Source organism: Sphingobium sp. B11D3A (assembly GCF_025961695.1).
Classification (GTDB): Bacteria; Pseudomonadota; Alphaproteobacteria; order Sphingomonadales; family Sphingomonadaceae; genus Sphingobium.
The window spans coordinates 3,048,595-3,063,504 of the sequence record NZ_JAOQOE010000001.1 but is presented as its reverse complement, the minus strand read 5'-3'; the positions used below and the strand labels follow the sequence as shown (position 1 = coordinate 3,063,504).

Sequence of the window (14,910 nt, the reverse complement as noted above, 5' to 3'; positions counted from 1 at the left end):
CTCAGGGCGTCTGCTGCTGGGCGGGGCGCTGCGACTGGGCCTGATCGCGGTCCTGATCCATGCGCTGACGCAATTGCGGATCGGGCTCCAGATCGGGCACGGGTGACGGCAAAATGGGCGCGGCGCTGTCCGATGTGGTCGGGGTGACGCCGAGATCCGCCAGCGGCTCGTTGTTGGTCGGCGCCGGGGTGCCGGTCGTATTGGCGCCACCGGTCTGTGCGGCGGCGGACGACGCATCGCTCGACATCGTCGCGGTATCGCTCGTCCCATCCTGACGGACGGCATCGACGATCAGGTTCGCCAGCGTAACGACCAGCAGAACCGCGGCCAGCCCGACCAGGCCGATCTGCACGCGCTGCAACTCTTCACGATGGGCGCGAACGTCGCTCTTGCGGCTCACTGCTTCCCGTTCGGGCCGACTGTCCGCCATCTTTGCGCTCCCTAGTCCGCCAACCATGGGAAAGGCGTCAATCCCTTGGAAACCAGCCAGTCCCGATTGTAAAGCGTTGAAAGATAGCGAAGGCCCGTGTCGCACAGGATGGTAACGATCCGGCTGCCCGGCCCGAGCTTGCGCCCCAGCGCCACGGCACCTGCGACATTGATGCCGGTGGAAAGGCCAACGCACAGCCCCTCGCCCATCAGCTTCTCGACCCACATCATGCCTTCTTCGTCAGACATGCGGAACTGCGTGTCGATGGGCGCGCCTTCCAGATTGGCGGTGATGCGCCCTTGCCCGATGCCCTCGGCGACCGAGGAGCCTTCCGCCTTCAACTCGCCATGGGCGTAGTAATTATACAGCGCTGCGCCATAGGGGTCGGTCAGCGCAATGGTGATCGCCTCGCTCTTCTGCTTGAGGCCGAGGCCGACGCCCGCAAGCGTGCCGCCCGTTCCGGCCGCGCAGGTGAAGCCATCGATCCGCCCTTCCATCTGCGCCCAGATTTCCTCGGACGTGCCGACGATATGGGCCTTGCGATTGGCGATATTGTCGAACTGGTTGGCCCAGATCGCGTTCGGCGTTTCCTCGGCGAGACGGCGCGAGGTGTGCACGAAGTGACCGGGATTGGCATAAGGCGCGGCGGGCACGAGCACCAGCTCGGCACCGAGCGCGCGCAGCGTGTCCATCTTCTCGCGGCTCTGCGTCTCGGGCATGACGATGATCGTGCGATAGCCCTTGGCATTGGCGACCAGCGCCAGGCCGATGCCGGTGTTGCCGGCCGTCCCTTCGACGATGGTGCCGCCGGGCTGCAGCAGGCCCTTTTCCTCGGCATCTTCCACGATGAACAGGGCGGCGCGGTCCTTGACCGAGGCGCCCGGGTTCATGAACTCGCATTTGCCATAGATTTCGGCGCCACTGGCCTCAGACGGTCCGGCCAGCCGGACGAGAGGCGTATTACCGATGAGGGAGATCGTATTGGGATGGACGGTCATAGCGACTGACTAGGACGACGAAGCGCGCTGAGCAAGGCAGGAGATTGCATGGCCGCCGCAAGCCCAGCTTGTCCCGCAGCACTGCCGGAACGCGCTTATTCGGACCGGACGAGCGCCTGCTCGTCTTCGCCCTGTTCGCGGGCCGCGCGCCGATCCGTAAACCAGATGAAAATCAGCGTCATTTCGTAGAGGATGATGAGCGGAATGGCGAGCATGAGCTGCGAAACCACATCGGGCGGCGTGAGAACCGCCGCCACAGCCACCGCACCGACGATGAAATAGCGCCGCGCACCCACCAATTGCGCGCGCGAGACGATGCCGGCGCGATTGAGCAGCATCACCAGCACCGGCAGAAGAAAGCTGATGCCGAAGGCCAGGATGAACTGCATGACGAGGCTGAGATAGCTGTCCACGCTGGGCAGCGCTTCCAGCTGCATCCCGCCCGCATCGCCCTGAAAGCGCAGGAAGAAGTGAAATGCGGTCGGCATCACCAGATAATAAGCAAAGGCCGCGCCGCCGACGAACAGGATGGGCGTTGCCAGCAGGAAGGGCAGCAGCGCCCGCTTTTCCTTGGCATAAAGGCCCGGCGCGATGAACGCCCAGAGTTGGTTGGCGGTGATCGGGAAGGAGATGAAGAAGGCGCCGAACATGGCGACCTTCAATTCCACGAAGAACGCCTCATAAAGCTTGGTGTAAACGAGCTTTCCGACCGTGTTGCCAAAGCCCTGCTTGAGCGGCTCCACGAGAAAACCGAGAATGTCGCCCGCAAAATAATAGCAGACCGCGCCGGAAATGAAGAGCGCGGCGACGCAGCGCAACAGGCGCTTTCTCAGCTCGATGAGATGATCGAGCAGGGGCGCCTTGGTATCGTCAATGTCCTTCATGCGGTACGCGGTCCGTTCGGCTCGTCGGAGGTGCCAAGCGGCAGGCTGGACTGCGCCATGCTCTCGCTGGCGGGCGCGTCGCGCTTGTGCGCCGGGCCGGCATCCTCGACCGTCTCGCCGGTATGGGACGGCGCGTCATCGGTCGCGACCTTATCGTCACGATCCCCCAGCAATTCCGGCGCGCTATGATCCTGCAGGGCGGCTGTGCTCGCCGGATCGCTGAACTCCGTATTGCGGGTTTCGTCCATGATTTTCTGGTTCTGCTTGGCCCACTGCTTCTGCAGTTCCTCAAGCTCGGCTTCGCGCACCATCGCGTCGATGCCGCTGCGGAAATGGCGCGCCATGCCGCGCGCCTTCCCGACGATCTGACCGAATTTATAGAGCGCGCGTGGCAAATCCTTGGGGCCGATCACGAGGACCGCCACCACCGCGATCAGCAGCAGCTCTGTGGACGCAATGTCAAACATGCCAGGTTGGCCTGATCAGACCGCCCGGATCAGCTTTCGAGCTTCTGCTCTTCGCGCGTCGCGCTGCTCTCGCCGGCTGCGGACTGACGATCGATGCGCTGCGCAGGCTTCGCCGCGCTCGCCGTATCGCCGTCATCATCCGCAAGGCCCTTCTTGAAGCTCTTAATACCCTTGGCGACATCGCCCATCAGGCTGGAGATGCGTCCGCCGCCGAACAGCAGCACGATCACCAGCACCAGTACGACCCAGTGAATCGGGGAACCGAAACCCATCAGAAATCTCCTGTGAATGCGCCCTAACTAAGCCCTGCGGGTCCATAGCGCAATGGCCATCCCGGCATCAGCCCTTGCCTCATCGAATAAGGCGATCAGTCCTCATCTTCTTCATCTTGTGGGTCATTTTCAAGACTCCCCTGCAAATCCAGCGATTCCATCGCCAGATCGACCGGATCGAGCAGGCCGGCAGCGCGCAGATCGTCGATCCCGGGCAGATCGCGCCGGCTGGCGAGGCCGAAGTGGCTCAGAAAATCAGGGGTCGTCGCATAAGTGAGCGGCCGTCCCGGCACCTCTCGCCGCCCCGCCGGGCGCACCCAGCCCGCCTCCATCAGCACGTCCAGCGTCCCCTTGCCGACCTGCACGCCGCGAATCGCCTCGATCTCCGCGCGGCTGACCGGTTCGTGATAAGCGATGATCGCCAGCGTCTCGACCGCGGCCCGGCTGAGCTTGCGCGGCTCCTCCCGCTCGCGGCGCAGGATATGGCTGAGATCGGCTGCCGTCTGGAAATGCCAGCGCCCGCCCCGCTCGACCAGTTCAATCCCGCGACCGGCATAATGCGCGGCCAAAGCCGACAGGCAGCCCCGGATATCGCCGTCCAGCCCGCTATGCCGCTGGATCTCGGCGACCGTCAGCGGCGCCTCGGCCGCGAACAGCACGGCTTCCACGAGACGCTCCATCTCGCTCGCAGCATGGAACTCCGGCACGCTCATGACGGCACCGCCGGCGCGCGCAGGTACAGCGGCGCGAACGTCTCTTCCTGCCGCAGTTCGACGCGCCCTAGCCGCGCGAGCTCCAGCGCTGCGACGAAACTGCTGGCCAACGCCGAGCGGCGCAGCTGCGGATCAGCGGTTTCGGGCAGGAACCGGCCCAGCTCGGCCCAGTCCAGCTCCATGCCGATCAGGCGCGACACCCGCTCAATGGCTTCATCCAGCGTCATCACCGGCCGGCGATGGACGATGTGGATGCGCGGCGCCGTCCGCGCCTTCACCTGCCCATAAGCCTGAATGATGTCGAACAGGCTGGCCTGCCACACGATTGCGCGGGGCCGGTGCAATCCTTCCGGCGCCGCACGGGGGAAGACATCCCGGCCTAGCCGATCCCGCGCCATCAGGCGGGCGCCCGCCTCGCGCATCGCCTCCAGCCGCTGCAGCCGCAGATGGAGGCGCAGCGCCAGTTCCTCGGGCGAGGGCTCGGGCTGCGCTTCCTTGGGCAGCAGCAGCCCGGATTTGAGATAGGCGAGCCACGCCGCCATCACCAGATAATCGGCGGCCAATTCCAGCCGCAGTTCCGCCGCTTCCTCGATGAAGCGCAGATATTGCTCGACAAGGGCGAGGATGGAAATCTCGCGCAGATCCACCTTCTGCGTCCGCGCCAGCGCCAGCAACAGATCGAGCGGCCCTTCCCAGCTTTCCACCGAGACGGTGAGGATGGCATCGCCTGGCAGGCGGCGGACAGGCTCCATCCACTCGCCATCGAACAGCCCGGTCGGCGCCTTATCGGCAGGCTGGACGGGCGAGCTGGCGCTCATGCCGGCGCGAGGGCCAAGAGCGCGTCGCGCGTCGCCATCGCCTTTTCACCCGGCCAGGCCGGATCGGCGCCGGCGGCGATGCTCGCCATCGCCCGGTCCAGCCGCTCGCGCGCCGCATCGGACATGTCTGGCAAGCGCGCGGCAATGGCCGTCATCTCGTCCATCCGCCCCCAGCAATTGAGCGCCAGATCGCAACCGGCCGCGACCACCACCTCGGCCAGTTCATCCGCCGGACCGTTGAGCGCCTTCATGTCGAGATCGTCGGACATCAGCAGGCCATCAAAGCCGATAGCCCCCCGGATGATCTCGCGAATCACATAAGGCGACAGGCTGGCTGGCCGATCCGCATCCCACGCGGTGTAGACGATGTGCGCGGTCATGCCCGCCGGAGCGTGACGCAGCGCCCGGAATGGCGCGAGGTCGCGCTCCATCTCATCGGCGCTGGCCGAAACCGTGGGCAAAGCGAGATGGCTGTCGACCAGCGCGCGACCATGGCCCGGCATATGCTTGACGATGCCGGCGACGCCGCCGTCCCTCAGCCCCTCCAGCGTTGCCCGGCCCAGCGCCGCGACGCGCATCGGCTCAGCGCCGAAGGACCGATCCCCAACAATGTCGCTCGCGCCGGGATAGCGCAGATCGAGCACAGGGGCGGCATTGGCGGTGATCCCGACATCCGAGAGCATCGTGCCCAGCAGCCGGGCGTTGCAGCGCGCCGCCTCCATGGAGCTTGAGGGCGCGAGATCATAAAGGGCATCGAAGCGCGCGGCGGGGGGACAGTCCGGCCAGTGCGGCGGGCGCATCCGCGCGACGCGGCCGCCTTCCTGATCGATCATGATGTACAGATCGTCCCGCCCGGCGATCTCGCGCAACTCATCGGTGAGCGCGCGCAACTGGGCGCGGTCGGCGATGTTGCGGCCGAACAGGATGTAGCCTGCCGGGTCGCAGGCACGGAACAGCGCCCGCTCGTCCGCGCTGACACGCTCGCCGGCAAGGCCGAAGATGACCGGCTTCATCGCGCGGAGATCACCGGACGACGATGCAATTTTCGCCCGCCACCCGAAGCCGCCCGCAGGTGGCGGTGGCATCCGCCGGGGAGGCGACGCTGGCGCGCAGGCGATACAGGGTGCGTCCGCCCGTCTCGACCGGCTCGACGCTGTGCTTGAGGGCCGAGAGATAATCGAATCGGCCGGACTGCTTCTTCCAGACCTCCTCGGCGATGGCGCGCGAGGCAAAGGCGCCGAGCTGGACGCGCGGCCCGGTCAAGGTATCGACATCCTCAACCTTCGCCGGAGCTGGCGCCGCCGGCTTGGGCGTGGCGGCCGTCTTGACCGGCGCGATGACCGTGGGCTTTGCCGCCGGACGTTCTGCGGGAACGGCGAGAGCCGGCGCGGTCGGGCCGGTCTGCTTCAAATCGTCACGCGGTGCTTCCGGCACGCGGCTCGCATCGATGCGGCCCGAGGCCTCCCGGCCCTCGCTGGCTGCAAAGGCTTCGTCTCCTTCCCCATCGAAGGTGCGCGCGTCCGACGCGTTGGCCGGGACCTTGTAATCCTTGTTCTCCGCCGCGATCAGCGGGGCCGAGCCATCGCTGCCGCTGCGATCGCGGTTGCTGAACAGGTAGCCGCCGGCGACAATCACACCGAGCAGAACCAGGCCCAGCACCGCCAGACCGACAATGCGGATCGGGGATACCCTTTCGGTCTCTTCCTCAATTCCTGCGGGCTCCAGCCAGGGCAGCCGGTCCTCGTCATCAAGATTGAGACCGTTATTCGGCTCCCCGGCTGACATCAGTTCATCTCCTCAAGCGCGCTGACGCCCATCAGGGCCAGGCCGTTCTTGATAACCTGACCGATTCCGGCGCTCAAGTGCAGTCGCGCCGCGGTGAGGCCCGCATCGCCCGCGACGATCACGCGCCGCTCGGGCTGATCGTTGCCGAGGTTCCACCAGCCATGGAAGCTGGCGGCAAGATCGTAGAGATAGAAGGCGATGCGATGCGGCTCACGCGCATTGGCGGCAGCCTCCACCACGCGGGGGAAAGTGGCCAGCTGTTTGACCAGATCCACCTCCTCCGGGCCGAACAGCGCGCTGTCCGCCGCGGGCAGCCCGTCCGGGAAGCTCTCCTGCACCCGGCGCGCCAGCGAGGAAATCCGCGCATGGGCATATTGCACGTAGAAGACCGGATTGTCCTTGCTGGCTTCCACCACCTTGGCGAAGTCGAAATCCATCTGCGCATCGGCCTTGCGCGTCAGCATGGTGAAGCGCACCACATCCTTGCCGACTTCCTCGACGACGTCTGCCAGCGTGACGAAATTGCCGAGCCGCTTGCCCATGCGGACCAGCTCGCCATTACGCATCAGGCGGACCATCTGCACCAGCTTGACGTCGAACTGGACCTTGCCGCCGGTCAGCGCAGCCACGGCGGCCTTGATCCGCTTGACGGTGCCGGCATGGTCGGCGCCCCAGATGTCGATCAGCTGGTCGGCGTTTTCGGCCTTCTGGGCATGATATGCGAGGTCGGTGCCGAAATAGGTCAGCCCGCCATCGGACTTGCGCACCGGCCGGTCGCTATCGTCGCCGAACTGCGTCGCCCGGAAGAGCGTCATTTCGGTCGGCTCCCAGTCGTCCGGCAGTTCACCCTTCGGCGGCTCCAGTACGCCCTGATAGATAAGCCCCTCTGCCTCCAGCCGGGCCAGCGCGGCATCGACGCGGCCGGCCTGCTGCACGGCCGCCTCGGAGGCGAAGACATCATGATGAATGCCGAGCAGCGCCAGATCGGCGCGGATCATGTCCATCATCGCAGCGACGGCGCGCTCGCGGAACAGGTCGAGCCAGTCGGCTTCCGGGGCTCCGACGTAGCGATCGCCGAATTCCGCCGCCAGCGCCTGACCGATCGGGATCAGATATTCGCCGGGATAGAAGCCCTCGGGGATCGTGATCGTCTCGCCCAGCGCTTCCCTGTAGCGCAGATGCACCGAACGGCCGAGCGTCTGCACCTGCGCACCGGCATCGTTGATATAATATTCGCGGGTGACTTTATGCCCGGCATATTCCAGCAGCGCGGCCAGCGCATCGCCGACCACCGCACCCCGGCAGTGGCCCATGTGCATCGGCCCGGTCGGATTGGCCGAGACATATTCGATGTTGACGCGCACGCCCTTGCCCATCGTCGAGCGGCCATAGTCGGCGCCGGCCGCATGGATGGCCGCCAGCTCGTCTTCCCAGGCAGTGCGGACAAGGCGCAGGTTGATGAAGCCGGGGCCCGCGATCTCCACGCCGTCGACATCCGTGAGCGTCCGCAGCCGGCCGGCGATCAGCTCGGCAAGGGCGCGGGGATTGGTGCCGGCCGGCTTGGCCAGCACCATCGCGGCATTGGTCGCCATGTCGCCATGCGAGGGATCGCGCGGCGGTTCGACGGTCACGGCGGCACGATTGAGGCCGGCGGGCAATTCGCCAGCCTGCACCATGTCGTCCAGAAGGCCGTCCAGCGCGGCGGCGATACGAGCGAAGATATTCATCGGGTCAGCGGTCCTGTCAGCATCGGCGGCGCGGCTGCAGGATGCTGCGGTCGTCCGGCCGCCGGAAAATATCAGCGGGTCACGTTATAGCGGAGCTGGTCGGTGGTCAGGTTGAAACCCAGGAGCAGCTCGAAGCTGCTTCGCTGGATCGCCTCGCGCACTTCAGGGCGGGCCAGCGGATCGAGCGCCGCGTCCTCATCGCCCGTCTTGCGCGGGCGGGTGATCATGCGCTCGACCTCGGGCGGCAGCGTTGCCGCACTGCGATCGATATAGGCGGAGGTGCTACCCGTCGCCTCGGCACGCAGCGCCCCCTCGGCGAAATTCAGCCGCACCATCGTAACGCGCTTGGCGGTCACCGCCGTCGCGCCGCGCACGACCGCCGCGAAGACGGGCAGATCGACCGTCCGCGCCGGGCCCGCATCGCGGCGCACCGCGACCACCTTGTAGCCGACCTGCGAATAAATGTCGGTGTCGCCGGTCGTGCAAGACGGCCGCACATCGGTGAGCGTCGCGACCACATCGATCGCGCGCGCGTCGCGGCTGTCGGCCGGGTCGAACAGCGTGACGTCGCCGGTGTGCGCGGCCACGGCCACGGTCGGGCATGCGGTGCGGAACTGGATGATGCCTTGTCCGGCGGAGTCGATGTCGCCGCGCTTCGCGCAGCCGGCCATCAGGGCGACAAGAGCTGCCAGAACGGCGGGTTTCGAGAGAGCGGCGATCCGCACGATGGCTCCAATTCCTTCATTCTGGCGCGCGCGGGATATCCCGCGCACAATCGGGTCCGCGCTTCTTAGTCGCGCTCCCACGGGCGCGCAACCGAAAGGGCACGTCGCCCGGACGGGCTGCAAAGACCTCGCCCGCGCCAGATGACCGCAGGATGAACCGGACGGCCGTTGCGCCCTCTCCCATTCTTCCGGCTTTCCCTCGGGCGGCCATGCCCCTAATGGGACTGGATGGATGGATCGACACATATGCCCGACATGCCTGCCTCTCGCCAGCGCCCCGCCCTCACCGTTCTGGTCGCCGCACCGCGCGGCTTCTGCGCCGGTGTCGACCGCGCGATCATGATCGTGGAGCGGGCGCTCGAGAAGTTCGGCGCGCCGGTCTATGTCCGGCACGAGATCGTCCACAACCGCTTCGTCGTCGATGGGCTGCGCGCCAAGGGCGCCATCTTCGTGGACGAGCTGGACCAGGTGCCCGATGGGCGGCCGGTGGTCTTTTCCGCCCATGGCGTGCCCAAGGTCGTGCCCGCCAATGCCGAGGCGCGCGGCCTCGATTATCTCGATGCGACCTGCCCGCTGGTTTCCAAGGTCCACCGGCAGGCCGAGCGGCAGGTGGAGGCCGGGCGCCACATCCTGTTCATCGGCCACGCCAATCACCCCGAGGTGATCGGCACGTTCGGCCAGGTGCCGGACGGCGCGATGACGCTGATCGAGACGCAGGCAGATGCCGAGGCCTTCCAGCCCGCCCCCGGCGTGTCGCTGGCCTTCCTCACCCAGACCACGCTCTCCGTCGACGATACCGCGGAGATCGTCGCGACGCTGGAGCGGCGCTTTCCGGACATTGCCGCGCCGAAGGGCGAGGACATCTGCTACGCGACCTCCAACCGGCAGGCCGCGACGAAGGAAATCGCCCGTCGTGCGCAGGCCGTGATGGTCATCGGTGCACCCAACAGCTCCAATTCCATGCGGCTGGTCGAGGTCGCCGACCGCAGCGGCGCGCGTGCCCGCCTGATCGAAACGGCCGACGAAATCGACTTCGACTGGCTGGCCGGCGTCGAGACGCTGGGCGTGACCGCCGGGGCCAGCGCGCCCGAAGTGCTGGTGCGCAGCGTGATCGACAAGCTCGCCACCCGCTTCGACGTGACCGAGGAGGAAGTGCTCACCACCACCGAATCGATCACCTTCAAGCTGCCGCGCGGCCTGGAAGCGGCCTGAGCCATGGCTGTCTACACGCAGGTGCCGGCCGAGACGCTGGCGCTCTTCCTCGAACGCTATGATGTCGGCACACTGCTCGCCGCCAAGGGCATCGCCGAGGGCGTCGAGAACAGCAATTATCTCGTCGACACGACCGGCGCGGACGGCAAAGGCGCCCGCTTCATCCTGACGCTCTACGAAAAGCGCGTGGATGTGGCGGACCTGCCCTTTTTCATGGATCTGCTCGACCATGTCGGCGCGCGTGGCTGCCCGGTGCCGCGCTTCATCCACGACCGCGAGGGCAAGGCACTGCAGACGCTGTGCGAGCGGCCCGCCGCCCTCATCGAGTTTCTGAACGGCGTCTCGGTGACCCACCCGACCCCGCCGCAGGCCCGGTCTGCCGGCGCGGCCCTGGGGCAGTTTCACCGCGCCGCCGAGGATTTCTCCGGCGAGCGCCCCAACACGCTCGGCCCGGAAGGATGGCACCGCCTCGCCAATGAGTGCGGCGGCGCGCTGGATACCATCCAGCCGGGGCTGGAACAGCGCGTACGGACCGAACTCGCCTATCTCGACGCGCATTGGCCGGATGCGCTGGCACGTGGCGTCATCCATGCCGATCTGTTTCCGGACAATGTGCTGATGCGCGGCGACGAGGTCGGCGGACTGATCGACTTCTACTTCAGCTGCACGGACATCCGCGCCTATGACCTTGCCATCATGCATGGCGCCTGGTGCTTCGGGCCCGACGGGCGGGACTTCGACAGCGCCGTGGCTTTGGCGCTGATCGCGGGATATCGCGCGACGCATGGGCTGACCGCGGAGGAATATGCCGCGCTGCCTGTCCTCGCACGCGGCGCGGCGCTGCGCTTCCTGCTGACCCGCGCCTATGACTGGATCAACACGCCCGCCAATGCGCTGGTGACGCGCAAGGATCCGCTGGCCTATCTGCGGCGCCTCGACTTTTATGCCGAAACGGACGCAGCGGCGCTGTTCGGCTCGGCCTCGTGAAAACCGTTCAGCTGTTCACCGACGGCGCCTGCAAGGGCAATCCCGGACCGGGCGGCTGGGGCGTGGTGCTGCGCTTCAACGGCCATGAGAAGGAGCTTTCCGGCGGGGAAGCGCACACCACCAACAACCGCATGGAGCTGATGGCCGCGATCGCTGGCCTCAACGCCCTCAAGGGGCCGTGTCACGTGATTCTCTCCACGGACAGCAACTATGTGAAGGACGGCATCACCCGCTGGATTCACGGCTGGCAGCGCAATGGCTGGCGCACCGCCGACAAGAAACCGGTCAAGAATGCCGACCTCTGGCAGGAACTGCTTGCCGCCGTCGCGCCCCACCAGATCGACTGGCAATGGGTAAAGGGCCACTCCGGCCACCCGGAAAACGAGCGCGCCGACCGCCTCGCCAGCGATGCGGCGGAGCGGGCGCGGGGTTAGGTTTCGCGGCTCCGGGCTGCTGTTCGCGTTAGCCCCATAGCGCCCGGTTTTACGCCGGCTGGAACGTCCGCCGCCAACCTTCGTTACGGCGTGGAGCCGATCCTGGGCTCGTTAGCCAAAGATCGGACTGTTATGCCGCCACGCACCCTGATCCAGTTCTTCCATTGGTACACGCAGGATGGAGGGCGGCATTGGGATGAGGTGGCTGGCAAGAGCGCGAGCCTCGCGGGCATCGGCATCACCGATATCTGGCTGCCGCCGGCCGGCAAGGGGGCGGCGGGCGGCTATTCGGTTGGTTATGACGCCTATGACCTGTTCGACCTCGGCGAGTTCGACCAGAAGGGCACGGTGGCGACCAAATATGGTGATCGCGCCGCGCTCGAACGGGCCTGCGCTACCCTGCGCGATGCCGGATTGCGGGTGATCCACGACGTCGTCTTCAATCACAAGATGGGCGGAGACGAGACGGAGCAGGTGCGCGTGCGCCGGGTCAATCCGGATAACCGCACCGAGATCGAGGACGAGGCTTTCGAGGCGCGCGCCTATACGCGCTTCACGTTCCCGGGGCGCAATGGCGCCTATTCCAAGTTCATATGGGATGCCCGCTGCTTCAGCGGCGTGGACCATCTCGACGAGCCCAATGAAAATGGCGTCTTCAAGCTCGTCAACGACTATGGCGATGGCGAGTGGAACGCCGAGGTGGACGAGGAACTCGGCAACTTCGACTATCTGATGGGATCGGACATCGAGTTCCGCAACAACGCCGTCTATGAAGAGCTGAAATATTGGGGCCGCTGGCTGGCCGAGCAGCTTCCTGTCGATGGCTTCCGGCTCGATGCCGCCAAGCATATCCCGGCCTGGTTCTTCCGCGACTGGGTGGGGCATATGCGGGAGAGCGTGGCGGACGATCTGTTCGTGGTCGCCGAATATTGGCACCCGGACATGACCGCCCTGCAGACCTATCTCGACCGGGTCGATCATCAGCTCGCCCTGTTCGACGTCGCCCTGCATCACCGCTTTTACGAAGCCTCCTGCGCGGGCGACGCATTTGACATGCGGACGATCTTCGACGGTTCGCTGGTGGCGGTGGCCCCGGACCGGGCGGTGACGATCGTGGCAAACCACGACACCCAGGCGCTGCAGGCCATGGAAGCACCCGTCGAGACCTGGTTCCGTCCGCTGGCTTATGCGCTGATCCTGCTGCGCGAGGCCGGGGTGCCCTGCGTGTTCTATCCCGATCTCTATGGCGCGCGGTACAATGATACGGGCGGCGATGGCGAGACTCATGAGGTCGAGATGCCGACGATTGACGGCCTCGAGAAGCTGATCGAAGCGCGGCAGCGTTTCGCGCACGGCCCGCAGACCGACCTGTTCGACGACCCCCATGCCATCGGCTTCATCCGCCACGGCACGGAGGATGCGCCGGGCTGCGTCGTGCTGCTCACCAATGCGGGCGATGCCAGTAAGGTCTTCGATCTCGGCCCGGATCATGCCGGCGCGGGTTTCCGCGATTATCTCGGGCATTGCGAGGAAGAAATCTGGTCGGACGATGAGGGACGGCTGATCGCGCGGGTGAATGGCGGAAGCGTGAGCGTGTGGGTGCGCAGCGACGCATTTTGAAGGGCTCAGCGCCAGCGCATTGCCCTTTTGGGAACTCCGGGGCGACTGATGCTCAGGAACGACCCTCCAACATCGCGCGTTGGCTCAATTGAAAGGAGTTCTCAGATGGAAGATGAGGTTCACAAGACCACCGAAGACGCCCGTGCCGGCCAGACGCCGCACATCGTCCGTTATGTGCTGAGCATCTCGCTCGTGCTTGCGGTGATTGTGATGGCGGTCGTTCTGTTCTGGGGCTCTGCCCAGAGCTGACGACGGCCTGAATGCGCTTTTACGCGCAGAAAAGTGGGGCCGGACGCGGCCGGCCCACATTCCTCAAATATCGCGGCGCCCGAGCAACCGCAGACGCAGAGCGTTGAGCTTGATGAAGCCAGCCGCATCCCGCTGATCATAGGCGCCCGCATCATCCTCGAACGTCACGACCTTCTCGCTGTAGAGCGAATTGGGCGACTTGCGGCCCACGACGATGCAGCTGCCCTTATAGAGCTTGAGGCGGACCGTGCCCGCAACCTTCAGCTGGCTGTGGTCGATTGCCGCCTGCAGCATCTCGCGCTCGGGTGAGAACCAGAAGCCGTTATAGACCAGTTCCGCATAGCGCGGCGCCAGTTCGTCCTTGAGGTGGGCGGCGCCGCGATCCAGCGTCAACTGTTCGATGCCGCGATGTGCCAGCGCATAGATCGTGCCGCCCGGCGTCTCGTACATGCCGCGCGATTTCATGCCGACGAAGCGGTTCTCGACCAGATCGAGCCGGCCAATGCCGTGCTTGCGACCCAGTTCGTTGAGGGCTTCCAGCAGCGTGGCCGGACTCATCGCCTGACCATTGAGGGCCGTACCGTCGCCCTTCTCGAAATCGACGGTGATATATTCCGGCGTGTCCGGCGCATCCTCGGGATTGACGGTGCGCGAATAGACATAGTCCGGCACCTCCTCCCACGGATCTTCGAGCACTTTGCCTTCCGAGGAGGTGTGCAGCATGTTGGCGTCAGTGGAGAACGGCGCTTCGCCGCGCTTGTCCTTGGGCACCATGATCTGGTGCTGCTCGGCCCATTCGATGAGCTTGGTGCGCGAGGTCAGATCCCATTCGCGCCACGGCGCAATGACCTTGATATCCGGCTGGAGCGCATAATAGCCAAGCTCAAACCGCACCTGGTCATTGCCCTTTCCGGTCGCGCCGTGGGACACGGCATCGGCCCCGACCATCTTGGCGATCTCGATCTGGCGCTTGGCGATCAGCGGCCGCGCGATGGAGGTGCCAAGCAGATACAGCCCCTCATACATGGCGTTGGCGCGCATCATCGGGAAGACATAATCCCGCACGAATTCCTCGCGCAAATCGTCGATGAAGATGTGCTCGGGCTTCACGCCGGCATTCAGCGCCTTCTGCCGGGCCGGCTCCAGCTCCTCGCCCTGCCCCAGATCGGCCGTGAAGGTCACGACCTCGCAGCCATAATGGATTTGCAGCCACTTGAGGATGACGCTGGTATCGAGGCCACCGGAATAGGCGAGAACAACGCGCTTGATGGTGTCAGACATGGCGACAGGGGTCTTTCGAACTGGAGGTCGAGGATCAGGCCGGTCGCCTATCAGCGTCGCTCAAAACGCGCAACCTGTGAGGGACGCCGGGCGCGCCAATCCGGTGGCAGCCCGCCACTAGTCATCGGCACGATCGATCATTGAGACGACTTTAATCGATTTTTGTTCTTGAACGGGTGGCATTATTGTCAGCCTTGGAACGCAGCCTGCAGCCTGCGTCCATTGCTCGCCGGTTCCCCACGGCCGCGCGAGCACCTGCTGCCCCGGCACCCCCCTCCTGCCGGGGCAGCTATCGCCTCCCGACATTC

General features: G+C 65.7%; 17 protein-coding genes. 5 read left to right on the top strand and 12 right to left on the bottom strand.

Annotated features, from left to right (window positions below; genetic code table 11):
* Position 1: 1 nt before the first annotated feature.
* The 11 genes from M2332_RS14290 to M2332_RS14240 all read right to left on the bottom strand — a co-directional run bounded on the left by M2332_RS14290 (position 2) and on the right by M2332_RS14240 (position 8,819).
* Positions 2-430: a hypothetical protein gene (locus M2332_RS14290; RefSeq protein WP_264572193.1), complete on the bottom strand. Its 429-nt coding sequence runs from the start codon at positions 428-430 to the stop codon at positions 2-4.
* A gap of 11 nt (positions 431-441) precedes the next feature.
* Complete coding sequence (locus tag M2332_RS14285; protein ID WP_264572192.1) at positions 442-1,428, bottom strand: cysteine synthase A; 987 nt, start codon at positions 1,426-1,428, stop codon at positions 442-444.
* 95 nt (positions 1,429-1,523) lie between these two features.
* The gene (gene tatC / locus M2332_RS14280) at positions 1,524-2,312 is read right to left on the bottom strand and encodes a twin-arginine translocase subunit TatC (protein WP_264574577.1); all 789 of its coding nucleotides are present in this window, start codon (positions 2,310-2,312) and stop codon (positions 1,524-1,526) included.
* Positions 2,309-2,779: a Sec-independent protein translocase protein TatB gene (gene tatB / locus M2332_RS14275; protein WP_264574576.1), complete on the bottom strand. Its 471-nt coding sequence runs from the start codon at positions 2,777-2,779 to the stop codon at positions 2,309-2,311. The genes tatC and tatB overlap by 4 nt, the downstream gene beginning before the upstream one ends.
* Positions 2,780-2,808: 29 nt before the next feature.
* Positions 2,809-3,051 (bottom strand): twin-arginine translocase TatA/TatE family subunit, encoded by a 243-nt coding sequence (locus tag M2332_RS14270; protein WP_181558851.1) that lies wholly within the window; start codon positions 3,049-3,051, stop codon positions 2,809-2,811.
* Between the two features lie 95 nt (positions 3,052-3,146).
* On the bottom strand, positions 3,147-3,764 hold the full coding sequence (scpB, locus tag M2332_RS14265; RefSeq protein ID WP_264574575.1) for an SMC-Scp complex subunit ScpB: 618 nt from the start codon (positions 3,762-3,764) through the stop codon (positions 3,147-3,149).
* The gene (locus M2332_RS14260; RefSeq protein ID WP_264572368.1) at positions 3,761-4,516 is read right to left on the bottom strand and encodes a segregation and condensation protein A; all 756 of its coding nucleotides are present in this window, start codon (positions 4,514-4,516) and stop codon (positions 3,761-3,763) included. The genes scpB and M2332_RS14260 overlap by 4 nt, the downstream gene beginning before the upstream one ends.
* Positions 4,517-4,578: 62 nt before the next feature.
* Positions 4,579-5,595 (bottom strand): beta-N-acetylhexosaminidase, encoded by a 1,017-nt coding sequence (nagZ, locus tag M2332_RS14255; protein ID WP_264574574.1) that lies wholly within the window; start codon positions 5,593-5,595, stop codon positions 4,579-4,581.
* Positions 5,596-5,605: 10 nt separating this feature from the next.
* Entirely contained in the window at positions 5,606-6,367 is a 762-nt protein-coding gene (locus M2332_RS14250; protein WP_181558849.1) for an SPOR domain-containing protein, read from the bottom strand.
* A complete protein-coding gene (gene argS, locus M2332_RS14245) occupies positions 6,367-8,094 on the bottom strand; it encodes an arginine--tRNA ligase (protein ID WP_264574573.1) in 1,728 nt (575 codons plus the stop codon). Before argS ends, M2332_RS14250 begins: the two co-directional genes overlap by 1 nt.
* A 71-nt stretch (positions 8,095-8,165) precedes the next feature.
* Positions 8,166-8,819, bottom strand: a complete 654-nt coding sequence (locus tag M2332_RS14240) for a hypothetical protein (protein WP_264574572.1) — start codon at positions 8,817-8,819, stop codon at positions 8,166-8,168.
* A gap of 255 nt (positions 8,820-9,074) precedes the next feature.
* Here M2332_RS14240 and ispH point away from each other — a divergent pair, with 255 nt between their 5' ends.
* The 5 genes from ispH (at position 9,075) to M2332_RS14215 (ending at position 13,321) form a co-directional block, all read left to right on the top strand.
* Complete coding sequence (gene ispH, locus M2332_RS14235) at positions 9,075-10,031, top strand: 4-hydroxy-3-methylbut-2-enyl diphosphate reductase (protein WP_413714902.1); 957 nt, start codon at positions 9,075-9,077, stop codon at positions 10,029-10,031.
* 3 nt (positions 10,032-10,034) lie between these two features.
* Complete coding sequence (gene thrB, locus M2332_RS14230; protein ID WP_264574571.1) at positions 10,035-11,018, top strand: homoserine kinase; 984 nt, start codon at positions 10,035-10,037, stop codon at positions 11,016-11,018.
* A complete protein-coding gene (gene rnhA / locus M2332_RS14225; protein WP_264572183.1) occupies positions 11,015-11,452 on the top strand; it encodes a ribonuclease HI in 438 nt (145 codons plus the stop codon). The genes thrB and rnhA overlap by 4 nt, the downstream gene beginning before the upstream one ends.
* Positions 11,453-11,584: 132 nt before the next feature.
* On the top strand, positions 11,585-13,072 hold the full coding sequence (gene amyA / locus M2332_RS14220) for an alpha-amylase (RefSeq protein WP_264574570.1): 1,488 nt from the start codon (positions 11,585-11,587) through the stop codon (positions 13,070-13,072).
* Positions 13,073-13,177: 105 nt separating this feature from the next.
* Positions 13,178-13,321, top strand: a complete 144-nt coding sequence (locus tag M2332_RS14215; protein ID WP_181558843.1) for a hypothetical protein — start codon at positions 13,178-13,180, stop codon at positions 13,319-13,321.
* Positions 13,322-13,384: 63 nt separating this feature from the next.
* Here the strand turns inward: M2332_RS14215 and M2332_RS14210 are convergent, their stop codons facing one another.
* Positions 13,385-14,602 carry an argininosuccinate synthase gene (locus M2332_RS14210; RefSeq protein ID WP_264572181.1) on the bottom strand — a complete coding sequence of 406 codons (1,218 nt, stop codon included), beginning with the start codon at positions 14,600-14,602 and terminating at the stop codon, positions 13,385-13,387.
* Positions 14,603-14,910: the final 308 nt, after the last annotated feature.